The organism is Synechocystis sp. PCC 6803 substr. PCC-P (assembly GCF_000284455.1).
GTDB lineage: Bacteria > Cyanobacteriota > Cyanobacteriia > Cyanobacteriales > Microcystaceae > Synechocystis.
The window spans coordinates 2,449,777-2,472,972 of record NC_017039.1 but is presented as its reverse complement, the minus strand read 5'-3'; the positions used below and the strand labels follow the sequence as shown (position 1 = coordinate 2,472,972).

Here is a 23,196-nt window from a genome sequence, read left to right as displayed (position 1 = left end):
ACTCAATTTAGACTCTAGGTATAAAAACGCTTCTAAACAGTTAATTTTTTACGTAATCTAGGTAGGGAGCAAGACTTGGGGAAATTTTTAAAATAGTTTTGACTACCATTATATAAACTTATCATTCTTGATTTTGGGACAATTTATCTCGGTAAAAATACCCAGACATAGCCATTAAAATCGCTCAATTTTTCTTCTTAAAAATTAATAAATAAAAGTCCCTAATGATGGTATTTAGCTAAATATGGCCCTGGGCTAGTCTGTGCGCTGGTGGTTTCCCATCCCCTATTCCCGACGGAGCAGGTAAACTTAACTTTCGTCAGCGGTAGGTAATTTCAACAAAGCAATAAATGATTAAGCAATTTTTCCCGTTATTGGCTTTACTGTTGGTTTTTGGCTTCCATGGCAGTGGTCTTAGGGCCCAGTCGCGACCATTAATGCCAGTAACGGGGGCAAATCTAACGCCAACGGTGGGTTTTGATGAACAGTTGTGGGGGAACCATTGCTCAGCGGGAGATAAACAATCTTTGCTCCGGGCGATCGACCATAGCTTGAGCTATTTAAAAACTGCTAGCGCCGCCCGAGCTTATCAAAATTACTCTGTACCGGGGGTGACCAGAGAGCGGGTAACCCGTTCCCTCCAGCGATTTAAAACTTTGTTGCAACAGTCTCCCAGTCCCGAAGCTCTCCAGACCGCTGTTGCCAGGGAATTTCAGTTTTATCAGGCGATCGGTAACGATGGCAAGGGCACAGTCCATTTCACTGGTTATTTTGAACCAGTTTATACCGCCAGTCGTCAACGCACTGCCGAATATCGTTATCCCATTTATGGTTTGCCCAATAATTTTTCTCGTTGGTCTAAGCCCCACCCCACTAGGGCTGACTTGGAAGGTATGGATGGTTTAGGCAAATCAAGTCAGTTACAGGGACGGGAAATTGCTTGGTTCCGTAATCGTCTAGATGCCTATCTAATCCAGGTACAGGGTTCTGCCAAAATCAACTGGGTGGGGGGAGGCCAAAGTTCCGTGGCCTTTGCTGGAGCGACGGATTATCCCTACGTAAGTTTAGGGAAGGAAACCATCCAAGAGGGAATTTTCCAGCCTGGGGAGGTTACTTTGCCTAAGTTAATCGACTATTTTGAGCAAAATCCCAGCGAACTAAGTCGTTTTATCCCCCGCAATAATCGTCTAATTTTCTTTAAGGAAACCTCCGCCAGCACCCCCGCCAAGGGCAGTATTGGGGTGCCAGTTACTGCCGAGCGTTCCATTGCCACCGATAAATTCCTTATGCCTCCAGGGGCGATCGCCGTTTTAGCGGCTCCCATTCCCGATTGTCAGGGTCAAAAAGTCAACGTTAGTCGTTTTGTGGTGGATCAGGATACCGGCAGTGCCATCAAAGGCCCCGGTCGGGTGGATATTTTCATGGGCACTGGCCAAACTCCTGGCGATCGAGCCGGTTTGATGAGTGACGACGGCCAAATTTATTACCTGCTTCTACGCTAGCGATTTTTCCCTGTTTCCCGGTACAGAAAATCTGAAAATTTCCCCGCGCCTCAGAACGTGTTTGGAAAGTTTTACTCCGCCCCCCAAATTGACCCACTAAAGCGACCGCAATACTGGGGGACTGTCACTCAGTTTCCCCCAAAATCTGGGGGGTCAGGGGGGCGTTTAAAACGGGCTCTCAGAGTCTTGGCCCAAACAAATGGAGGTTAACAGCTATAAATTGCCCAAACTCTCACCAAGGACTCTAGGTTCCCAGCTAGTGTGTCAGAAGTTTGTTCAATGGAGCACCAAAATTCTGTAGAGTGGAGTTCTCCCCGTCTGTTTTTTTGATGTGGGCACAGGTTCAATAAATTCCCATAGCCAGTCTTTACACCCTAAGGAGACGCGAATTGGTTAACGCAACCCCTTTTATTACCACTAAATCAGAAGAGATTTTTGCCGCCGCTCAACATTTAATGCCCGGTGGTGTCAGTTCCCCGGTAAGAGCTTTCAAGTCCGTCGGCGGCCAGCCCATTGTTTTTGACCGAGTAGAAGGGGCTCAGATTTGGGACGTAGATGGTAATCAATACATTGACTATGTGGGTACCTGGGGGCCGGCCATTTGTGGCCACGCTCACCCCGATGTAATCAGCGCCCTCAAACAAGCTTTGGATAAAGGCACCAGTTTTGGTGCTCCCTGTGCCCAGGAAAACGTACTGGCGGAAATGGTCATTGATGCTGTGCCTAGCATTGAAATGGTACGGTTTGTCAACTCCGGTACCGAAGCCTGTATGTCCGTTTTGCGCTTGATGCGGGCCTTCACTGGACGGGAAAAAATCATTAAATTTGAGGGTTGTTACCACGGCCACGCCGATATGTTCTTGGTCAAAGCTGGTTCTGGGGTGGCGACCCTCGGTTTACCGGATTCCCCTGGGGTGCCCAGTAACACAACTAAAGCAACATTGACTGCTCCTTATAACGATCTAGAGGCGGTTAAAGCTCTGTTCGTGGAAAATCCTGACAGCATTGCCGGGGTAATTCTCGAGCCAGTGGTGGGTAATGCCGGTTTTATCCTCCCCGATGCGGGCTTTTTGGAAGGTTTACGGGAACTGACCAAGGAGTATGGTGCTCTGTTGGTTTTTGATGAGGTGATGACAGGTTTTCGGGTTTCCTACGGTGGTGCCCAAGCCCGGTTTGGCATTACTCCCGATTTGACTACCCTCGGTAAGGTGATCGGTGGTGGTTTACCAGTAGGAGCCTATGGTGGTCGGGAAGAAATTATGGCCATGGTGGCTCCAGCCGGCCCCATGTATCAAGCGGGTACCCTGTCCGGCAACCCGTTGGCCATGACGGCGGGTATTAAAACCCTGGAAATTCTGCAAAAGCCAGGATCCTACGAATATTTGGATAAGATCACCAAACGGCTAGTGGATGGTTTACTAGCTGCGGCTCAGGATGCGGGCCATGAAGTTTGTGGCGGTTCCATCAGTGCCATGTTTGGAATTTTCTTTGCTCCTGGCCCTGTCAGAAACTATGAAGATGCTAAGTTGGCCGACACCAATAAATTTGCCCGTTTCCATCGGGGTATGTTGGAAAGGGGGATTTATCTAGCTCCTTCCCAGTATGAAGCGGGTTTTCCTTCCCTAGCCCACACCCAAGAACAGATCGATCAGACCATTGCCGTCGCTAAGGAAGTATTTGCTACTCTCTGAACTGTTTGATCCCCGATCGCCTATTGCCGGGGGGAAGAGATATAGAACCCCAACTTGATTACCCAAAACCTTCCCCCATCCTGGACTTGGTTAACTCAGCCATAGACTAGGGTGGGGGTAAAAATACGGGTCGAATTCAATGCCCTAGCACAAATTCCTTGGGGCAGGACAAAAAAGATCGTTAAAAATTGTCAAGGCGCAGAAACTAGCCTAAGATGAGACCCATATAAAGAATTGTCTTGCGACCCAAATACCCATTAGGCAATAGAACTTAGGAGGATTTATGGCTCTTGTACCAATGAGACTGCTGTTAGACCATGCGGCGGAAAATGGTTATGGCATTCCCGCTTTCAACGTCAACAACATGGAGCAGATCATTTCGATCATGCAGGCCGCTGATGAAACCGACAGCCCTGTAATTTTGCAAGCTTCCCGTGGTGCCCGGAGCTACGCTGGGGAAAATTTCCTGCGCCATTTAGTTTTGGGGGCGGTCGAAACCTATCCTCACATTCCCATTGCCATGCACCAAGACCACGGCAATAGCCCCGCCACTTGCTATTCCGCCATCCGCAACGGTTTCACCAGTGTGATGATGGACGGTTCCTTGGAAGCTGACGCCAAGACCCCCGCTAGCTTTGAGTACAACGTTAATGTAACCGCTGAAGTAGTTAAAGTAGCCCACTCCGTTGGGGCCAGTGTAGAAGGGGAATTGGGTTGCTTAGGTTCCTTGGAAACTGGTCAAGGGGAAGCTGAAGACGGCCACGGTTTTGAAGGGAAGTTAGACCACTCCCAACTGTTGACCGATCCCGAAGAAGCAGTGGAATTCGTCAACAAAACCCAGGTGGATGCCCTCGCTGTGGCGATCGGTACCAGCCATGGTGCCTACAAATTTACCCGCAAACCCACCGGTGAAGTTTTGGCCATCAGCCGCATTGAAGAAATTCACCGCCTGCTGCCCAACACCCACTTGGTAATGCACGGTTCTTCCTCCGTTCCCCAGGAATGGATCGACATGATCAACGAATTCGGTGGTGCTATCCCCGAAACCTATGGTGTGCCCGTGGAAGAAATTCAAAAAGGCATCAAGAGTGGTGTACGTAAAGTAAACATCGACACCGATAATCGCTTAGCCATCACCGCCGCTTTCCGGGAAGCCGCTGCTAAAGATCCCAAGAACTTTGATCCCCGTCACTTCCTCAAGCCTTCTATCAAATATATGAAGCAGGTTTGTGCCGATCGCTATCAACAGTTCTGGACTGCTGGCAATGCCTCTAAAATCAAGCAATTGACCTTGGATGACTACGCCGCTAAATATGCCAAAGGTGAATTAACCGCCACCTCCCGCACCTCCGTTGCTGTGTAGATTGAAGTTAATTTTTCGTTTCTAAGTTTTGCCTTAGTAAAAACAAGAGAATAAATAATTTTGCTCCTCCTTGGTTCAATCCTGGGGGAGTTTTTTCTTCTCAGATGGGCGGCAACCCCGTAAGATTGGGAAGATTAGTTTTAGCTTAAGCAACGGCGGTAATGGTGAAACGCATTTCTATCCTCGGCTCCACCGGTTCCATTGGTACCCAAACTCTGGACATTGTTACCCATCATCCTGATGCTTTTCAGGTGGTCGGTTTAGCGGCTGGGGGAAATGTTGCATTACTAGCCCAACAGGTGGCGGAGTTTCGCCCAGAGATTGTTGCGATTCGTCAGGCAGAAAAGTTAGAGGACCTAAAAGCAGCAGTGGCCGAACTAACTGATTACCAACCCATGTACGTGGTGGGGGAAGAAGGGGTGGTGGAAGTGGCCCGTTATGGTGATGCAGAAAGTGTGGTCACAGGTATTGTCGGTTGTGCGGGATTATTACCCACCATGGCGGCGATCGCCGCCGGGAAAGATATTGCTTTAGCCAATAAGGAAACGTTAATTGCCGGAGCTCCGGTGGTGTTACCCCTGGTGGAAAAAATGGGGGTGAAGTTATTGCCGGCGGATTCAGAACATTCAGCCATTTTTCAATGTTTACAGGGGGTTCCCGAAGGGGGGTTACGGCGGATCATTCTCACCGCTTCCGGGGGAGCATTCCGGGACTTGCCGGTGGAAAGATTACCGTTTGTAACAGTACAGGATGCCCTCAAACATCCCAACTGGTCTATGGGACAAAAAATCACCATTGATTCCGCCACATTGATGAACAAGGGTTTGGAGGTGATTGAAGCCCATTATCTATTTGGCTTGGACTACGATCATATAGACATTGTCATTCATCCCCAAAGCATTATTCATTCTTTAATTGAGGTGCAGGATACTTCTGTGCTAGCTCAACTGGGGTGGCCTGATATGCGTTTGCCGTTGCTCTATGCCCTATCTTGGCCAGAAAGAATTTACACCGACTGGGAACCTTTGGATTTAGTTAAAGCCGGTAGCTTGAGTTTTCGGGAGCCAGATCACGATAAATATCCCTGCATGCAATTGGCCTATGGGGCCGGGCGAGCTGGGGGAGCCATGCCAGCGGTGTTAAATGCGGCCAATGAACAGGCGGTGGCTTTATTTTTGCAAGAAAAAATTAGCTTTTTGGATATTCCCCGTCTGATTGAAAAGACCTGTGACCTCTACGTTGGTCAAAATACTGCTAGCCCTGATTTAGAAACAATTTTGGCAGCGGATCAATGGGCCCGGCGGACGGTGTTGGAAAATAGCGCCTGTGTGGCTACTCGGCCATAAAGTCTAGTTGGCTTCAACTTTGACCGGAATTATTTACCCAAGGATGGTGGGGGATTCTGGTTAGTTTTAGCGGGTCATCAGGCGATCGCCAAAATATTTCTGATAATTTCACTAAGTTTGACTGAAATTTAACTAATCAAAACGGGGATCACCCATTGCTCTATGTCCACTGATTCTGTTAACTGTCGGGGTCAAAAACAGGGAATCTGGGCACAGGATTATGGCGGTTGAGGTGAGGAAAACCCCACAGACGCAGTTCGCCATTCCACCGCTAAACCTACACCCACGGCTGTACCCAGGGCAACAGCACAATAAAAGCGCTATGTTAGAATCAGCAATACACAGGGCACGCTGAGGTGATGGATTTAGATTATGTTTGAACGCTTTACAGAAAAAGCCATTAAAGTAATCATGCTTGCTCAGGAGGAAGCTCGTCGCCTCGGACATAACTTCGTTGGCACGGAACAAATTCTGCTCGGCTTGATTGGCGAAGGGACTGGCGTCGCCGCCAAGGTTCTCAAATCCATGGGGGTTAATCTCAAAGATGCCCGCATCGAAGTAGAAAAAATTATCGGGCGGGGATCGGGCTTTGTGGCCGTGGAAATCCCCTTTACTCCCCGGGCCAAGCGGGTGCTGGAACTTTCCCTTGAGGAGGCTCGGCAACTGGGTCACAATTACATTGGCACCGAACACCTGCTGTTGGGTCTGATTCGAGAAGGGGAAGGGGTAGCTGCTCGGGTCCTAGAAAACCTTGGGGTTGATCTCTCCAAAGTCCGCACCCAGGTGATCCGCATGTTGGGAGAAACGGCCGAAGTAGCTGCCGGTGGTGGCAGTGGTGGTCGCACCAAAACCCCTACCTTAGATGAGTTTGGCTCTAACCTCACCCAGATGGCCGCCGAAGGGAAGTTAGACCCGGTGGTAGGTCGCCAAAAAGAAATTGAGAGGGTGATTCAGATCCTCGGCCGCCGCACCAAGAATAACCCCGTCCTGATTGGGGAGCCGGGGGTTGGTAAAACGGCAATCGCCGAAGGTTTGGCCCAGCGCATTGCCAACAAAGATATTCCCGACATCCTCGAAGAAAAACGGGTCGTCACCCTGGACATCGGTCTATTGGTGGCCGGCACTAAATACCGGGGGGAATTTGAGGAACGGCTGAAAAAAATCATGGATGAAATCCGCCAAGCCGGTAACATCATCCTGGTGATTGACGAAGTTCATACCCTAATCGGAGCCGGAGCCGCCGAGGGGGCGATCGACGCTGCCAATATTCTCAAGCCCGCCCTAGCCCGGGGAGAATTGCAATGTATTGGTGCCACCACCCTGGATGAGTACCGCAAACACATTGAACGGGACGCAGCCCTGGAGCGTCGTTTTCAACCGGTGATGGTGGGGGAACCCTCCGTGGAAGAAACCATCGAGATTCTTTACGGTCTGCGGGAACGTTACGAACAGCACCACAAACTGAAAATTTTGGACGAAGCCCTGGAAGCCGCCGCCAAACTTTCCGACCGTTACATCTCCGACCGCTTCCTGCCCGATAAGGCGATCGATCTAATTGACGAAGCTGGTTCCCGGGTGCGGTTGATTAATTCCCAATTGCCCCCCGCCGCCAAGGAGTTGGACAAGGAATTGCGACAGATTCTTAAAGAAAAAGATGATGCTGTCCGCAACCAGGACTTCGAGCAAGCCGGGGAACTCAAGGACCGGGAAGACGAAATTAAAAAACAAATCCGGGCGATCGCCTCTTCCAAAAAAGCGGAAGGGGATAACGGCGAGCCGGAAGTGACCTCCGAAGAAATTGCCCACATCGTCGCCTCCTGGACAGGGGTGCCGGTGAACAAGCTAACGGAATCCGAGTCAGAAAAACTGTTGCATATGGAAGATACCCTCCATCAACGGTTAATTGGCCAGGAAGATGCGGTTAAGGCCGTTTCCCGCGCTATCCGTCGGGCCAGGGTCGGGCTGAAAAATCCCAACCGTCCCATTGCCAGCTTTATTTTCTCCGGTCCCACTGGGGTAGGTAAAACCGAGTTGACCAAAGCTCTGGCGGCTTACTTCTTCGGTTCCGAGGAAGCCATGATCCGTCTGGATATGTCGGAATTTATGGAACGACACACCGTTTCCAAATTAATTGGTTCCCCTCCGGGTTATGTGGGCTACAACGAAGGCGGTCAGTTGACGGAAGCAGTACGTCGCCGTCCCTACACGGTGGTGCTGTTCGACGAAATTGAAAAAGCCCACCCCGACATCTTCAATATGCTTCTGCAAATTTTGGAAGATGGTCGCCTCACCGATGCCAAGGGTCGCACAGTGGATTTCAAAAATACCCTGTTGATCATGACCTCCAACATTGGTTCCAAGGTAATTGAAAAAGGTGGCGGTGGTTTGGGCTTTGACTTTGCCGATGACCAAGCGGAGTCTCAGTACAATCGCATTCGTTCCTTGGTGAATGAAGAGTTGAAAAACTACTTCCGCCCTGAGTTCTTGAATCGTTTGGATGAAATTATCGTCTTCCGCCAATTGAACAAGGAGGAAGTCAAGGAAATTTCGGAAATTCTCCTACGGGATGTGTTTGCCCGGTTGGTGGAAAAAGAAATTTCTCTCCAGGTCACCGACAAGTTCAAGGAGCGCATTGTGGAAGAAGGGTTCAACCCAGCCTACGGTGCCCGTCCCCTCCGTCGGGCCATTATGCGCCTGTTGGAAGACGTGTTAGCCGAAGAAATTCTTTCCGGCCGCCTCAAGGAAGGTAGCCAAGCGCTGGTGGACATTGGTGAAGACAACCAAGTGGTGGTCATCCCCGGTGAAACGAGGGAACTGATTGCCCCCGGCGTTGAATAATTAGGTCCCCCAGCGGGCCATTACCATAGGATGAAGGGAGGACTAGAGGTCTTCCCTTTTTTTGTTGGAGAGTCATTGCCATGTTAAAAGTCCTGCATCTTTCTGATATTCACCTGGGCAGTGGTTTTTCCCATGGGCACATTAATCCGGCCACGGGGTTAAATACGAGGTTAGAGGATTTCATTCAGAGTTTACGGCTGTGCATTGACCGGGCGATCGCCGAACCCGCCGATGTGGTGCTATTTGGGGGGGATGCTTTCCCCGATGCCACTCCGCCCCCCTATGTGCAGGAAGCCTTTGCCGCCGAATTTCGCCGTTTAGCCGATGCCGATATTCCCACAGTGTTATTGGTGGGCAACCATGACCAACATTCCCAGGGCAGTGGAGGAGCTAGTTTATGTATCTATCGCACCCTGGCTGTGCCCGGTTTCATCGTTGGGGATCGCCTGGCCACCCATTTAATTCCCACCGCCAATGGAGATCTACAGATTGTTACCTTGCCTTGGTTAACCCGTTCGACTCTCCTAACCCGGCCGGAAACGGAGGGGTTATCCTTGGAAGCGATTAATTTGCTGTTGCTGAAAAAGTTACAGCCCATTTTGGAAGGGGAAATTCGGAGTTTAGATCCCCAATTACCCACTATTTTGTTGGCCCATTTAATGGCGGACCGGGCCACCTTTGGGGCGGAAAAAACCCTGTCCGTGGGCAAGGGCTTTACCATTCCCCTGGCTTTGATTAATCGGCCGGAATTTGATTACGTTGCCCTGGGCCATGTCCATAAACATCAAAATCTCAATCCCCACAATAATCCCCCCATTGTTTATCCCGGTAGCATTGAGCGGGTGGACTTTGGCGAAGAAAAGGAAGACAAAGGCTATATTTGGCTAGAAATTAGTAAAGGAAAAGTAGATTGGCAATTCTGTCCCCTGCCCGCTCGCCCCTTTAAAACCATTAAAGTAGATGTGACGGAAGCGACGGATCCCCAAGGGGAATTATTAATGGCGATCGCCAAAACAGCCATTGACAATGCCGTGGTGCGGCTAATTTACCAAATTCGTTCTGAACAGCTAGAACAAATCGATAACCGCAAATTACAGGAGGCTTTAAAGCCGAGCCATTCCTACACCATCCGTCCAGAACTGGTTAGCCAGTTGGCCCGGCCACGGTTGCCAGAATTGGGAGTAGGTTCCGCCCTTGATCCCCTGGTGGCCCTCAAAACCTATCTGGAAAATAAAAAAGACATTAAAGAGTTAATGCCCGACCTCATGGAAGCAGCCGAGCATTTACTTAATGGCAGTGAAGAACAATGGTTAGAAGCGGTGGGGGATTGACGCAACTTTTACATACTTTTCCCACCACAATCAGAGGACTAGGTTGGCCCGTTAAACCCGTTCCAACTAACCGCCGTAGTTCCAGCCAGTGCTTTCTAGTAATAAGGGATCTCCTTCATTAAAAACCTGGGCTCCAATGACTTCGCCGACAAAAACGGTGTGATCGCCGTGGGCCACAGACCCTACCACCCGACACTCCACATAACCGAGACAGTCTTTGAGCACAGGACAACCGGTTTCGGGGGCATCAAGCACATCAAAATTTTCAAACTTGTCCCCCACCCGCCGTTGGGGTTTAAAAAATTGCGCCGCCACATCTTTTTGGTCCGCCGCCAGAAAACTGAGGGCAAACTGGCCACTTTCCTGTAACAGCCGATGGGAAATGGAATCAGTGCGCACGCAATTAACCACCAGGGGCGGCTCAAAGGAACCCTGCATTACCCAACTGGCGGTGAAACCATTGGCTTCTTCTCCGGACTTAACACCACAGACGTAGAGGCCGTGGGGAATTTTACGCAGGAGGGTTTTCTTTGCTTGTTCGTCTAGCACGATATTTTCTCAAGATTGAATGACAATTTGGCAGTCCATATTTCCTTAGCTTAACAATCCCTGTCCTCTAATCAACCCCATTGAAGGATCGCATTTGGTCCCAATGGCGCTGAAATTAGCTAATTTTCATGATTCTTTCGTAAATAATTTTTACCAATTAGTTTATTCCGAGAAAATCTCAATACAATAATTCCATCATTACTGTGTGACCCGGCGATCGCCATGGAACCAAATCATTTCCCCGGTAATATTTCTCGGCCTATTTATCGTAAACAGGTTAGGCAATATCTAGCGATGGTGGCGGTGTTGGCCATGGTGAGCACCAGTTGCAAAGGCAATAACCCCAAAACCAATCAGGGTAGTGGTGGGGGAAGTAACGAAAAAATTGAAGCCCTTTACTACACCAGTGTGGCGGAATGCAAAACTGATATGGCCAATCAGGCCAATGAGTATAAAGTCTTGGCGGAAGCCCATAAAGCCGGCAAATTACCCAATGCCCCTACCCCTCCCCCCATTCGCCCGGAGGACTGCGAAGCCCAAATGAAAGCGGCCCAGGCGGAACATCAACGGAATGCCCCGGTTTACGGCAGTCGAGCCGATTGTCAAACCGATAGGGTAATCTGTGAGCCTACCCCCAGTGGCTACCACACGAGCGGTTATCGTCCGGTTTTTGGCGGAGCTTACTTTTACCCCTACGGCAATAATTACACCTATATTTATTCCGGCGGTGTGCAGCAGCGGGTATTGCAACCATCCATTGTCTATCGGGGGACAAACCCGGATCAGTTGATTACCCCCAATGGCATCTCTGTGCCCCGCACCACCACAGGCAAAGTTTCTACTTCCAAAGCTGTCACTGCCCCCGCTCCCCCTAGGCCATCGGGTACCGCTGCTAAAGGCACTATTTCTGGCCGCAGTAGTAATAAGGGTTTCGGTTCTACTTTTAAAGGCACTGGCCGGGGAGGCAAATAATGCAACCGATAAAAATTAGTCGTCGTCCCCGCTGGCGCCAGCATATCCAGGACAATGCTTACCAAGCGGATGTGCTCAGTGATCCAGCTCAAAAATACTGGGTGGAAGCCCTGCCCCAACCCTTTGCCATCCAATTCAGCCCCCAAGAAGAAACGGCGATCGCCATTGCGAGTGAAAAACTTTGGCAAATGTGTGTGGAATTTCTGGACTGGTTTTTCGATGAAGATGATGATTCCGCCGTTGACGCAAGGTTAGCCCAGTTAAAAATTCGCCCTGAATATTGGCCTGCTCTGAAAAAAAGTTGGCATCGCACCGACCCGGTGGAAGACTTGAGTTTAGCTACCCGTTTCGATCTAGTAGTCACCGAAGATGGTCAGATTAAATTGATTGAAATTAATGGAGAAACCCCGCTATTAGGAGCAGAAACCGTTTACCAATGGAATTGGTTAGTGGATTACCAACGCAACCACAATCAAGGGGCCTATGCCTTACCAGCCAATGCCAGTCAGTTTAATGAATATTGGGAAAGAACAGCTGGGCAATGGCGCAGGATTTATGAAGAATATGATTTACTCCGCACCGGCATTTCTTTTCTGGTGGATGAGCAACTGGAAGAAGACAGTGAAATGGCCATGCAATTAATCCAAATTCTCCACGATGAAGTGGATGAAAATGTTTACACCCAATTGGTTTATTTACGGGGCTTAGAAGATGAACGGGGTCAACTAATGCAGAGAGGATTAGGTTTGGATGAAGATGGTTATTTCATTGACCATGCCAACGAAAGAATTCCAATTTTGTGGAAAATGTATGACTGGTCAGATTTGCAAAATGATATGGCCAATGCTGGTTGCACTGAAGCCTTAGCGCAACGCTTAGCCGTAGGAGATGCAAAAGTTATTGAACCTTTATGGAAGCAAATTTTATCTAATAAAGGAACCATGGCTTTAATTTGGCAACAGTTTAAAGATAGTGAGTATGCTGAATATCTCCTGCCCACCTATTTTGAAAGCGATATTTCCCTGGAAGCAACCCGCCTATTACTAGAAGGTTTACACGTTCGTAAGCCCCTTTTAGGCATGGAAGGCATCGGTGTTTCGATTGAGTTAGGGGCTGGGGCAGTGGAAAAACGGCCAACCTATGGCTATGGTGAAGAGGGCTTTATTATCCAGGAATATATCGAATTGCCCCAAGCATTTGACTACCATTACATGGTTGGTAGTTGGGTTATTGATGACGTTGCCGCTGGTATTATTTTGCGGGGAGATACGGCTCGTATTACAGGGCGTCATTGTTTAATTATTCCCCATATTGTAGCAGAAGAATTTTTGTCTATTAGTTAACTTATGATTTCTAAAATATAGGGGGAATAGTCGTGAAAATTACTTGTTTAAAACATAGTCAAATAAGGGGAAATCAAAGGAATTGTTTAAACAATTGGGATGTGGACAGACTAATCCCCATCGACTATCAAATCCCTACTAAGATTTTGGATAATGTAGAAAACAATCTAAAGAATGATTTTTGCCTTTTACTAAGTCGAGATGTTTATTCCGAAGGTGATGCTAAGTTTTTATACAACTATTTACTCTCCCGTCAACAGGATTTATCCGACGATTTTTTAGCTTTATTACCCCGATGGCTGGGAGATGAACAAAAACATTATCAAGCTCTGCGGCGAGTTTATCGCTTTTTATCTGAGCTAAATTTTGCCGCTATGGATGACAATTTTCAGCGGCGATCGCCTAGTCTGGAACAAATTGATTGGGTTTTACAAGATGAATTCACCATTGTTAGCACCCTAGTCTTTGACGAATTGGGGTCTATGTTTTCTTACCGTCGGGATTTACGGGAATATTATCAACCTTTTGGCAAAGTATTGAGTCGTGTGGGACAACATTTAGTCCAGGATGAAGGTAGCCATTTTCGCCACTTTTTAAATATTCTCCAACAGAATCATTCTCACCGTTTAAAGGAATTACCGGATTTTTTTCATAGTTTAATCAAATTGGAAAAATCCCTGGGGTGTTATTACCACACTTTTTTGTTAGACCATGCCCAAGAAATGCACCGTTTTCCCAGCTATTTTAGCGAGGTCATTGCCCAATTAATTTTGGCTGAATTAAACCTTGGCGATCGCCCTAGTAACACCATTATTAAATCCTTAACCCAATCTTCTTTTTCTTCTAATCCATGACCTATTCCATTTTGGCTAGCCAAATTTGGACAAAAAATCCGCCTTGGCGATGGCGATCGGGCAAATGGTGTTGCAATATCTCCGGGAAGAAAATAGAGTGGCCTATATCCGTATTATGGGCGTTTCCGGAGCATTGCTGATTTTATCAATATCCTAGAACAGTTGCCAAAAGAGCAGAGTCCTAATGAAAAATGTCCAGCTACTCCTTAACCTTGCCACAATCTTCAACTATTTAAGGGGTTAATTGTAGCCGTTTTGTTAGGTCTTAACCCTGTTATCATTTCCCTTCGGAGCCATCCATGGTCAATCTTCTCGTAATTAGTTTACGGATCGCCCCGGCAGCGGAAGCGGCATTTACTGAGTTTTACCACCATCACTACATTCCTAAATTATTAGAAGTTGTTCCTGAAATCACTACCGCCCGTCGCTACGAAGAATATGGAGTGGCCGGCAGTTTGAAGTGGTTCAGCAAACGCTTGCTCACGTTCTACGAATTAGCCCCCAATGTTTCTTTGGAGCAGATTAACTCTGCCCTGTCTCGCCCAGGGCGGGAAGAGGAAACCGCTACATGGCAACATTGGAAAGTTAATGCATTACAAGGTCTAAGCCGGGTAGCTTACCAACAAACCTATGCCCATTCCCGCCGTCCTTGGGATGGCATCTTTGGCAATCGTCCTTTTTTCCAAGTCAGCGTTGAAGTTAAACCGGAGGCGGAACCGGAATTTCGGGCCTGGTACGAAGAAAGCTATTTACCTAAAATTATGGCGGATGTGCCTACCTGGGCCGCTTGCCGTCGTTATACCAGCTTTGATCGGGACCCTGTAATCTACCACACCATTTATGAAACCGCGAACTTGGCAGACCTAGAAACATCCTTTGCCTCCATGCGGAGTGCCTACCTTTATGGTTCTAATGCCGACTGGGATCGCTGGGTAGGGACCGCCATTACCTATCAAGATGCAGCTAGTTATCGTCCTATTTTTCGCCGGCCAGGTTAAAACGCAAGAACCCGAAAGATTAAAAATTACTCCCTTGGCATCCCGTTACAGTGAAGAGCACTCTTCACCATTAACCGATGAGTTTGAGTTACCGTATTCGTCCCATGGCAGTTGCCGATCGCCCGTTGGTGACCCGTTGGGCCCAGCAGGAAGGATTTTGTCCGGGCATAGGGGATGTAGGGATTTTTTGTGACACCGATGACGCTGGCGTTTGGGTGGGGGAATGGGAAGGCAGCCCAGTGGGTTGCATTGCCGGCATTCGTTATGACGAAAATTACGGTTTTATTGGTTTATTTCTCGTTCAACCAGAATATCGGGGGCGGGGTTTTGGGGTGGCTCTCTGGCAAACGGCGATCGCCCATTTGGAAAATGTCCAGTGCGTTGGTCTGGAAGCAGCCCTAGCCAGGGTGGAAGATTACCAAAAATGGGGCTTTCGTCCCGCCTATTACACCCGTCGTTATCGTTTACCCCCTGCCGATCGCCGCTCCTGTGTGCGGCCAAGTTTTACCCCGGATTTTCCCCTCGGTTATCAACTTTTGGCCGGTGACCAATTAACAGAAGCCAAAGTGTTAGCCTACGATGCCCGCCACGAAGCTACACCTCGTCCCCTCTTTTTGCACGAATGGTTGGGACGGCCGGAGGGAAAGGTGATGGTAATTTTGGATGATCAGGGGGATTGTTGTGGTTACGGCCGCATTCGTCCCTGTTTATTGCCCGACGATGAAGATGGTTTTCCCCAGGGTTGGCGTTTGGGCCCCCTGATGGCTGATAGTACTGCTTTAGCCGGGGCTTTGTTGGACGTGTTACTTGGCGATCGCCAGGGGCCAGTGTTTATTGATGTGCCAGAAGTGAATCAAGATGCCATTTATCTGTTGGAAGAACGGGGCTTTGAACTGACTCTGTTAAATTTGCGGATGTATAAAGGCAATCCTCCCCAACTTCCCTTGGAAAACATCTACGGCCTAGCCTGTCTGGAACTCGGCTAAGCACTAGTCAACCGAGGCGGTAGAGGGGAATTGGGATAACGGGGACGACGGTGCAGTAGGCTAACCATTTTGCTGGGATCGGGTAAATCCAGATGCACGGGCGGGCGATTTTCGTCCACCATCACCGTAATGTCAACTTGGATGGGATTTTCCAGTTCTGGATAAATTAGCTCCACAGAGTAACTGACGGAACGGAAAGGGTTAAATCCCTCTGATTTTTCTAACTTGTCTTCGGCATCGGTATCAGTTGATGACTCTACTATTACCAAGGCTTCTGGCTGTTTATCGTCCGTTACCTCCTCTTTTTCTTCAATAACATCTAAAACACTAGCCACCAAAGCCTCTGGCATTTCTTCCTGTACTGATTCCTTTATTTTTTCTTCTATTTGTTCTTCCCCTGCTTCAACATTAACGGCGATCGCCAACACGGGTTCGAGGATTGGCTCCTCCACCTTCTCTTCAGCTATTTTTTCAATGGTTGGCGCTGTAATTGCCAGCGGTTCTGGAATTTGCTCTTCAATTATTTCCCCTCTGTTTTCCGTTACTTCCGTGGTCTCTAGAGATTTACCGGGTTCCGTTTCCCCATTCCCTGTCAGTTTCACCCTTGCCTTTCTGTGCCATTGCAGTACCGGTACCGGCTCTGGATCAAGCTCTGGCACCACCATAGGACGCTTTGGATGGGGCACAATGGAGTTATTGGCCTCATCTGTTACGCTCTGTTCTTCTTCCGGCTCCAATTCCTCTGGTTCAGTATTGAGTTTCGGTACTGTCACCGTGGTGATGGCAGGGGTAACAATTTGGAATTGAAAACGAATTTGCCAGGTTTCTCCACAAAGGTGATCGAATAAGTCTGGTTGGGCACTCAGTTGCCAGGTTCCCGGTTGGACAGTGTGCAAATCCAACAGAGAAATCAGACCGTCTTGATTAGTGCGGCCCTGGAAATCATGGTTTTCCACTTTGCCGGTGGCGGAGAAAAACTTCCAGCGCCATTGCACATATTTGTGGGGCACTGGCAATCGGGCCGCTAGACGGTAATGGCCCACGGGCAAGGAGCGGCAGGAATCTAGCGGTTGCCAACTGGGGATATCGTCGGTTTTAAACCAAATTGTCCATGGGGTCATGGCAAGTCACAGAAAAGTTAGAGGTGAGGTGGGGGTATTTTTCCCTATGTCCCGCTAAACGTTGTTTGAGTTCCGTAATGTTCCCCATTAAATCCTGTAACTGCAAGGTTTCCTGGGCTTTATCGGCCAGCCATTTAAGCTGTACTGTGCCCGTTGCTATTTCCCCATCTCCCAGTACTAAACAGGCGATCGCCCCGGATTTATCCGCCCGTTTAAATTGTTTGCCAAAGGCACTAGCACTTAGATCCAAAGCCACGGCCAAACCTTGATTGCGTAACTTTTGAGCCAGAATTAACGCTTGGGGTTCTGCCTTTTCCCCTTTGGAAATCAGGTACAAGTCCGGGCTAGGAGCGGGGGGCGTAGCCATTTGTTGCAAAAGGATAATTAATCGCTCTAATCCCATGGCCCAACCCACGGCCGGGGTAACGGGGCCTCCCAATTCCGCCACTAAGCCGTCGTAACGACCGCCGCCACAAACGGTGGCCTGGGCCCCCAGATCGCTGGATTGAATTTCAAAAGCGGTGTGGGTGTAATAATCCAAACCCCGCACCAGGGTAGGGGTGAGTTGGTAGGCAATGCCCAAATTCGTTAGTAATTGTTGCACTTGGTCAAAGTGCCGTTGGGAATCCACTCCGAGATGATCCAAAATGCTGGGGGCATCCTGGACAATTTCCTGGGTTCGTTTGGCTTTGCTGTCCAAAATTCTCAGGGGATTACGCTCTAATCTATCTTGGGAGTCGGGATCTAGTTCAGCTTTAAAAGGAGTTAAGTAAGCGATCAAAGCTTCCCGATACCTTTGGCGATCGCCGCCGTTACCAACGGAATTTAGGGCAAGGGAAAGGTTACTCAAACCAAGGGCTTTGAGAATATCGGTGCCCAAAGCGATAACTTCCACATCGGCCCTGGGATCGGCACTGCCCAACACTTCTACCCCCAATTGATGAAATTGCCGTTGTCTGCCCGCCTGGGGTCTTTCGTAGCGGAACATGGGCCCGGTGTACCACAGCCTTTGCACTCCGCCAGCGGCCTGTAAGTTCTGTTCAATATAGGCCCGCACCACCCCAGCTGTGCCTTCTGGCCTCAAGGTAATCGGGCGGTCACCCCGGTCGGTAAAACTATACATTTCCTTCCCCACCACATCTGTGGCTTCCCCAATACCCCGCTCAAACAGGGAAGTCTGCTCAAAAATTGGGGTGCGAATTTCTTGATACAAAGCCCGGTCTAAAATGCTTTTGGCGATCGCCTCTACCCACTGCCAGTAGTTGGTTTCCGGGGGCAAAATGTCACGGGTTCCACGAATGGCTTGGATAGCTCCCATAGTTCGGCTCAGTTCCTGTCAAACAAATACGTTCCTAACCTTAGCGGATTCCGAGGACCCATTGCTCCCTGGCGATCGGCATCTGCACCAAGAAAAGGCTTAGGCTATATTGACTAGGAAAAATCCCCAGATAGGATCTAACCAGCAGTTCTTAATTCAGTAATCCATGCGCAATCCCCTCCGTTGGCTCCAAAATGACGACTTTGCCTATGTTGTCCAGCGGTTGATAGAAGGGCTGATTACCTTATTGCTAGCATCCCTATTAAGCTTTGCCATTGTTCAGCTAGCCCCCGGCAGTTATCTCGACACCCTCCAGCAAAATCCGAAAATTTCCCCAGAAACCCTGCAACAGCTAAAAGTTCAATTTGGCTTGGATCAACCTTGGTATGTGCAATATTGGCGCTGGCTCACCCAAGTGGTGACCCGTTTCAATTTTGGTGAAAGCTTTGTCTATAACCGTTCCGTTGCTTCCCTACTAATAGAACGGATTCCCGCCACCCTACTACTAGCCATAACATCTATCATTCTCACCTGGGCGATCGCCATTCCCTTGGGCATTGTGGGGGCCGTACAGCAAAACACATTCATAGACCGGAGTTTGCGGGTAATCAGCTACATCGGCCAAGGATTTCCTAGTTTTATCACTGCCCTACTTTTATTATTTCTTGCCCAATCCGTTTCACCCCTGTTGCCGGTGGGGGACATGACCAGCATTGATTTTGCCGAATTTTCTTGGCCCCATAAGGTTTGGGACGTGGCTTGGCACATGATTTTACCTACCCTCGCTTTGAGCATCACCAGTTTTGCTGGATTACAAAGGTTGATGCGAGGCCAATTGCTTGATGTGTTGCGCCAGGACTACATTCAAACTGCCAGGGCTAAGGGTTTGCCCGAAAATCGGGTCATTTACGTCCATGCCCTCCGTAATGCCATCAACCCTCTGATCACCATTCTGGGCTTTGAATTTGCTAGCTTACTCAGTGGCGCTTTTATCGCCGAATTTTTCTTTAATTGGCCCGGTTTAGGTCGTCTAATTCTCCAAGCAGTCACCGCCCAGGATCTGTATCTAGTGATGGGCAGTTTAATGATGGGGGCAACTCTCCTCATCGTTGGTAATCTTCTGGCGGACTTACTGCTGAAATTTACCGATCCCCGTATTCAGTTGGCGGATCTGAAATAGAATTCCCACTCAATGTCTGAATAGTTGACCGGCAATGTCCCGGTTACCAGGTTCCACCCCGATAAAATTGAAACCTGGCTACCCCCAAATCCATGGCTTGGGAATTTTCCCCCGGTGGTAAGGCAAAAACTCGAAATTGGTAGACTCCAGGCACATCGGGATTCTTCCAGGGCTTTAGCCCAATGGTGACAGTTTCCCCAGGGGAAATGGTTTGGGCAAAAGTTACAGTGATTTTTCCCGTATCTCTGTCCCAATCCACCGACTCCAGAGCAACTTGGAACCCCCGATTGTGGCGATCGCCAAGAAAAGCAAAGGTTTGTTCCGGGTAAAAATTAATTGGGTCTGGGTTAGGTTGCTGTTGAAAAACAACTCTGTCGAGGGGTTCACCGGCCTGTTCCGGCAGAGAAATAGTGAAATAATACTTCGCCGCCGGAATTGACACCGCATTGAAGGTGGTAACACTATCCACCAACTGGGGAGGACGACTAAAAAAACGCACTCCCCCCGGTAATTCCCCCGCTTCAGCAATGGACATCTCTGGCCCAAAACTTCCGTAGGACTGGGTTAAAACTAGCCCAGAGGCGATCGCCAGTCCCGCTATTTTTCCTAAGCCCAGGGAAATTGGTCTAGTCATAGATAGTTTACCTGAACCGATTGAACAACGTTGATAGATTAACGCACAAATTTGGGCATCACATCCGCTGCTGTAAATAAACCCTTTAAACCCTGACGATGTAACCCATAACCCGCTTTCAAATAACCAAAGGCCGGGCCGCAAACATTGGCCGCCATGCTGGTTTCATCCCCCAGGGTAAAGGTATGGCTAGAAATCTTCCCTTCAAAGGTTCTGCCGGTGATTTTTACGTGGGTACTCAACGGTTTCTTCGGATTACGGGTATCCACCACGCCCCCCACCGTTACTTGGTCTCGGTGACAGATGCCCGCCAACTCCAACATGATGTCATCAGCATGTTCCATATCTTCCAAAGCCAAAATGCCATTGGTTTGATCCAACAGAGCCGCCACCTCCGCATCCGTCATGGCTTGGGCTTTATCGACGTTGTACCCGGGCATGTGAGCAATGTCTTCCCGAATGGTGGCCCGGTAAGCTTCCCAATTAGCAATGCCCACCCCAAAAGTAATTTTTACCTGATGAATTTCCTGAAAACTCTGGGAGGCGATCGCCGCCGCCGCCGTCAATAAACCGGGAGTCGCTCCACAACCCGTCATATAAGTAATACCTGCTTGGGCTAGATCCTCCCGCAATGTTATTAACTGCTCCACCGCACTGGTCCGCTTGAGCGCATCCACCAATACCCCTTGCCAGCCAGAGGCGATGAATTGCCGAGTCACATCCGCCATGAAAGTATTGGGCAAATTCGGTAACGCCAGAAAGTAGCCATCTACTTCCCCCTCACCAATTAAATCTTCAATGCTTTGCTCACTCATCTGTCCCTTCTTGGCCTTACCCACGGAACCTTGCTGGGTATAAGCCTGCACCGCATTATCCACATCAATGCCGTCCGCATCATATAGATACCCATGGCGATCGGCCACAGCCACCAACTTCATCTCCTGCTTGGGTGCCAACAACCTAGCTGCCGCTTGCCCCAAACCACCAAAACCGAGAATGCCAACCCGCAAAGGTGCCAGAGAATTGTTTTCCATTAATCTAAACCCACAAAAACGACTTCCCCATTATCGGACGGAGGAGGTGCAGAGGGGGGAGCAGATAGTTCTGAGGAATGGGAAAGGGGAGTTACCGGTGTCGAGCGAAGTTTTTTTCTATGGTTGAAGCCGTTACTATGACTGTGATTCAGGGATTTTGAAAAATATTTTGTGAAAAGGTGTTGACTTTTCTTGCGGTATTCCGTATATTGATAAATGCGCGGTTGAGAGCGAAAGCGACTCGAAAGCGCCCCGAACCTAGACAAAGAAATAGTTTGAGAGACAGAAACCAGACCCTTGTTAATTCAATTAACAAACCAAAGTCTGTTTCTACTTGACAAAGAGTGTAACTCAAGTCGGAAGAAATAGCAATAGAAAAGAGCCGAAACTTATAAATTGGTTATTTTTAACACAATGGAGAGTTTGATCCTGGCTCAGGATGAACGCTGGCGGTATGCCTAACACATGCAAGTCGAACGGAGTTCTTCGGAACTTAGTGGCGGACGGGTGAGTAACACGTGAGAACCTACCTTCAGAATGGGGACAACAGTTGGAAACGACTGCTAATACCCAATGTGCCGAAAGGTGAAAGATTTATCGTCTGAAGATGGGCTCGCGTCTGATTAGCTAGATGGTGGGGTAAGAGCCTACCATGGCAACGATCAGTAGCTGGTCTGAGAGGATGAGCAGCCACACTGGGACTGAGACACGGCCCAGACTCCTACGGGAGGCAGCAGTGGGGAATTTTCCGCAATGGGCGAAAGCCTGACGGAGCAATACCGCGTGAGGGAGGAAGGTCCTTGGATTGTAAACCTCTTTTATCAGGGAAGAAGTTCTGACGGTACCTGATGAATAAGCATCGGCTAACTCCGTGCCAGCAGCCGCGGTAATACGGAGGATGCAAGCGTTATCCGGAATTATTGGGCGTAAAGCGTCCGTAGGTGGTTATGCAAGTCTGCCGTTAAAGAATGGAGCTTAACTCCATAGGAGCGGTGGAAACTGCAAGACTAGAGTACAGTAGGGGTAGCAGGAATTCCCAGTGTAGCGGTGAAATGCGTAGATATTGGGAAGAACATCGGTGGCGAAAGCGTGCTACTGGGCTGAAACTGACACTGAGGGACGAAAGCTAGGGTAGCGAAAGGGATTAGATACCCCTGTAGTCCTAGCCGTAAACGATGGATACTAGGCGTGGCTTGTATCGACCCGAGCCGTGCCGAAGCTAACGCGTTAAGTATCCCGCCTGGGGAGTACGCACGCAAGTGTGAAACTCAAAGGAATTGACGGGGGCCCGCACAAGCGGTGGAGTATGTGGTTTAATTCGATGCAACGCGAAGAACCTTACCAAGGCTTGACATCCCTGGAATCCTGCGGAAACGTGGGAGTGCCTTAGGGAGCCAGGAGACAGGTGGTGCATGGCTGTCGTCAGCTCGTGTCGTGAGATGTTGGGTTAAGTCCCGCAACGAGCGCAACCCTCGTTTTTAGTTGCCATCATTAAGTTGGGCACTCTAGAGAGACTGCCGGTGACAAACCGGAGGAAGGTGGGGATGACGTCAAGTCATCATGCCCCTTACGCCTTGGGCTACACACGTACTACAATGGTCGGGACAACGGGCAGCGAGCTCGCGAGAGTAAGCGAATCCCATCAAACCCGGCCTCAGTTCAGATTGCAGGCTGCAACTCGCCTGCATGAAGGAGGAATCGCTAGTAATCGCAGGTCAGAATACTGCGGTGAATTCGTTCCCGGGCCTTGTACACACCGCCCGTCACACCATGGGAGCTGGTCACGCCCGAAGTCGTTACTCTAACCTTAGGGAGGAGGGCGCCGAAGGCAGGGCTAGTGACTGGGGTGAAGTCGTAACAAGGTAGCCGTACCGGAAGGTGTGGCTGGATCACCTCCTTTAAGGGAGACCTTTACCCCTTCATCTTGAAAGCAAAGTGCAAATAGAGAGAAGTTGGTCAACCAAAAGGTCGAGCAAGGGATTAACCGAGAGGTTAAAGAGTAGAAGTCTTTCAAACTATTGCCTAGGCGAGGTAAAAGGCAAGGGCTATTAGCTCAGCTGGTTAGAGCGCACCCCTGATAAGGGTGAGGTCTCTGGTTCAAGTCCAGAATGGCCCACCTAACCAAAAAAGCCAAAG

18 protein-coding genes, 1 tRNA gene and 1 rRNA gene are annotated in these 23,196 nt (G+C 49.2%); 15 read left to right on the top strand and 5 right to left on the bottom strand.

Annotation, left to right across the window (positions count from 1 at the left end; translation table 11 throughout):
* Positions 1–350 precede the first annotated feature (350 nt).
* The 6 genes from SYNPCCP_RS11570 (at position 351) to SYNPCCP_RS11545 (ending at position 10,071) form a co-directional block, all read left to right on the top strand.
* Positions 351–1,502, top strand: coding sequence for a murein transglycosylase A (locus SYNPCCP_RS11570; RefSeq protein ID WP_010873414.1), 1,152 nt, complete (start codon positions 351–353; stop codon positions 1,500–1,502).
* A gap of 389 nt (positions 1,503–1,891) precedes the next feature.
* On the top strand, positions 1,892–3,193 hold the full coding sequence (hemL, locus tag SYNPCCP_RS11565) for a glutamate-1-semialdehyde 2,1-aminomutase (RefSeq protein WP_010873413.1): 1,302 nt from the start codon (positions 1,892–1,894) through the stop codon (positions 3,191–3,193).
* 283 nt (positions 3,194–3,476) lie between these two features.
* Positions 3,477–4,556, top strand: coding sequence for a class II fructose-bisphosphate aldolase (gene fba / locus SYNPCCP_RS11560; protein ID WP_010873412.1), 1,080 nt, complete (start codon positions 3,477–3,479; stop codon positions 4,554–4,556).
* Positions 4,557–4,720: 164 nt separating this feature from the next.
* Positions 4,721–5,902 carry a 1-deoxy-D-xylulose-5-phosphate reductoisomerase gene (gene dxr / locus SYNPCCP_RS11555; RefSeq protein WP_041426024.1) on the top strand — a complete coding sequence of 394 codons (1,182 nt, stop codon included), beginning with the start codon at positions 4,721–4,723 and terminating at the stop codon, positions 5,900–5,902.
* Between the two features lie 372 nt (positions 5,903–6,274).
* Positions 6,275–8,740 (top strand): ATP-dependent Clp protease ATP-binding subunit, encoded by a 2,466-nt coding sequence (locus tag SYNPCCP_RS11550; RefSeq protein WP_010873410.1) that lies wholly within the window; start codon positions 6,275–6,277, stop codon positions 8,738–8,740.
* 80 nt (positions 8,741–8,820) lie between these two features.
* On the top strand, positions 8,821–10,071 hold the full coding sequence (locus SYNPCCP_RS11545; protein ID WP_010873409.1) for an exonuclease SbcCD subunit D: 1,251 nt from the start codon (positions 8,821–8,823) through the stop codon (positions 10,069–10,071).
* Positions 10,072–10,137: 66 nt separating this feature from the next.
* Here the strand turns inward: SYNPCCP_RS11545 and SYNPCCP_RS11540 are convergent, their stop codons facing one another.
* Positions 10,138–10,620, bottom strand: a complete 483-nt coding sequence (locus SYNPCCP_RS11540) for a flavin reductase family protein (RefSeq protein WP_010873408.1) — start codon at positions 10,618–10,620, stop codon at positions 10,138–10,140.
* Between the two features lie 222 nt (positions 10,621–10,842).
* Here SYNPCCP_RS11540 and SYNPCCP_RS11535 point away from each other — a divergent pair, with 222 nt between their 5' ends.
* The 6 genes from SYNPCCP_RS11535 to SYNPCCP_RS11515 all read left to right on the top strand — a co-directional run bounded on the left by SYNPCCP_RS11535 (position 10,843) and on the right by SYNPCCP_RS11515 (position 15,773).
* Positions 10,843–11,592: a DUF1190 domain-containing protein gene (locus SYNPCCP_RS11535; RefSeq protein WP_010873407.1), complete on the top strand. Its 750-nt coding sequence runs from the start codon at positions 10,843–10,845 to the stop codon at positions 11,590–11,592.
* A complete protein-coding gene (locus SYNPCCP_RS11530) occupies positions 11,592–12,935 on the top strand; it encodes a glutathionylspermidine synthase family protein (RefSeq protein WP_010873406.1) in 1,344 nt (447 codons plus the stop codon). The genes SYNPCCP_RS11535 and SYNPCCP_RS11530 overlap by 1 nt, the downstream gene beginning before the upstream one ends.
* Positions 12,936–13,081: 146 nt before the next feature.
* On the top strand, positions 13,082–13,789 hold the full coding sequence (locus SYNPCCP_RS11525; RefSeq protein ID WP_223211280.1) for a hypothetical protein: 708 nt from the start codon (positions 13,082–13,084) through the stop codon (positions 13,787–13,789).
* 25 nt (positions 13,790–13,814) lie between these two features.
* Positions 13,815–13,946, top strand: coding sequence for a hypothetical protein (locus SYNPCCP_RS17790; protein WP_255345293.1), 132 nt, complete (start codon positions 13,815–13,817; stop codon positions 13,944–13,946).
* Positions 13,947–14,088: 142 nt separating this feature from the next.
* Entirely contained in the window at positions 14,089–14,787 is a 699-nt protein-coding gene (locus SYNPCCP_RS11520; RefSeq protein ID WP_010873404.1) for a hypothetical protein, read from the top strand.
* A 77-nt stretch (positions 14,788–14,864) separates the two neighbouring features.
* On the top strand, positions 14,865–15,773 hold the full coding sequence (locus SYNPCCP_RS11515; protein ID WP_010873403.1) for a GNAT family N-acetyltransferase: 909 nt from the start codon (positions 14,865–14,867) through the stop codon (positions 15,771–15,773).
* On the opposite strand, the gene SYNPCCP_RS11510 is transcribed toward SYNPCCP_RS11515, so the two are convergent.
* Complete coding sequence (locus SYNPCCP_RS11510; RefSeq protein WP_010873402.1) at positions 15,770–16,894, bottom strand: hypothetical protein; 1,125 nt, start codon at positions 16,892–16,894, stop codon at positions 15,770–15,772. The genes SYNPCCP_RS11515 and SYNPCCP_RS11510 overlap by 4 nt on opposite strands.
* Positions 16,869–18,212 (bottom strand): histidine--tRNA ligase, encoded by a 1,344-nt coding sequence (hisS, locus tag SYNPCCP_RS11505; RefSeq protein WP_010873401.1) that lies wholly within the window; start codon positions 18,210–18,212, stop codon positions 16,869–16,871. Before hisS ends, SYNPCCP_RS11510 begins: the two co-directional genes overlap by 26 nt.
* A 166-nt stretch (positions 18,213–18,378) precedes the next feature.
* Between hisS and SYNPCCP_RS11500 the strand changes: the two genes are divergently transcribed.
* Entirely contained in the window at positions 18,379–19,392 is a 1,014-nt protein-coding gene (locus SYNPCCP_RS11500) for an ABC transporter permease (RefSeq protein WP_010873400.1), read from the top strand.
* 43 nt (positions 19,393–19,435) lie between these two features.
* Here SYNPCCP_RS11500 and SYNPCCP_RS11495 read toward each other — a convergent pair whose 3' ends face one another.
* Both SYNPCCP_RS11495 and SYNPCCP_RS11490 read right to left on the bottom strand, forming a co-directional pair.
* Positions 19,436–20,026, bottom strand: coding sequence for a DUF2808 domain-containing protein (locus SYNPCCP_RS11495; protein WP_010873399.1), 591 nt, complete (start codon positions 20,024–20,026; stop codon positions 19,436–19,438).
* A 38-nt stretch (positions 20,027–20,064) separates the two neighbouring features.
* Positions 20,065–21,060, bottom strand: coding sequence for a hypothetical protein (locus SYNPCCP_RS11490; protein WP_010873398.1), 996 nt, complete (start codon positions 21,058–21,060; stop codon positions 20,065–20,067).
* A gap of 411 nt (positions 21,061–21,471) precedes the next feature.
* On the opposite strand from SYNPCCP_RS11490, the gene SYNPCCP_RS11485 reads away from it, so the two are divergent.
* Positions 21,472–22,960, top strand: a 16S ribosomal RNA gene (locus SYNPCCP_RS11485).
* A 142-nt stretch (positions 22,961–23,102) separates the two neighbouring features.
* A tRNA-Ile gene (locus tag SYNPCCP_RS11480) sits at positions 23,103–23,176 on the top strand.
* The last annotated feature ends 20 nt before the right edge of the window (positions 23,177–23,196 follow it).

Coding starts and splice junctions, on each gene's coding strand:
- SYNPCCP_RS11570 (WP_010873414.1), top strand. CDS start 351: ATGATTAAGCAATTTTTCCCGTTATTGGCTTTACTGTTGGTTTTTGGC.
- fba (WP_010873412.1), top strand. CDS start 3,477: ATGGCTCTTGTACCAATGAGACTGCTGTTAGACCATGCGGCGGAAAAT.
- SYNPCCP_RS11550 (WP_010873410.1), top strand. CDS start 6,275: ATGTTTGAACGCTTTACAGAAAAAGCCATTAAAGTAATCATGCTTGCT.
- SYNPCCP_RS11545 (WP_010873409.1), top strand. CDS start 8,821: ATGTTAAAAGTCCTGCATCTTTCTGATATTCACCTGGGCAGTGGTTTT.
- SYNPCCP_RS11535 (WP_010873407.1), top strand. CDS start 10,843: ATGGAACCAAATCATTTCCCCGGTAATATTTCTCGGCCTATTTATCGT.
- SYNPCCP_RS11530 (WP_010873406.1), top strand. CDS start 11,592: ATGCAACCGATAAAAATTAGTCGTCGTCCCCGCTGGCGCCAGCATATC.
- SYNPCCP_RS11520 (WP_010873404.1), top strand. CDS start 14,089: ATGGTCAATCTTCTCGTAATTAGTTTACGGATCGCCCCGGCAGCGGAA.
- SYNPCCP_RS11515 (WP_010873403.1), top strand. CDS start 14,865: ATGAGTTTGAGTTACCGTATTCGTCCCATGGCAGTTGCCGATCGCCCG.
- SYNPCCP_RS11510 (WP_010873402.1), bottom strand. CDS start 16,894: ATGACCCCATGGACAATTTGGTTTAAAACCGACGATATCCCCAGTTGG.
- hisS (WP_010873401.1), bottom strand. CDS start 18,212: ATGGGAGCTATCCAAGCCATTCGTGGAACCCGTGACATTTTGCCCCCG.
- SYNPCCP_RS11500 (WP_010873400.1), top strand. CDS start 18,379: ATGCGCAATCCCCTCCGTTGGCTCCAAAATGACGACTTTGCCTATGTT.
- SYNPCCP_RS11495 (WP_010873399.1), bottom strand. CDS start 20,026: ATGACTAGACCAATTTCCCTGGGCTTAGGAAAAATAGCGGGACTGGCG.
- SYNPCCP_RS11490 (WP_010873398.1), bottom strand. CDS start 21,060: ATGGAAAACAATTCTCTGGCACCTTTGCGGGTTGGCATTCTCGGTTTT.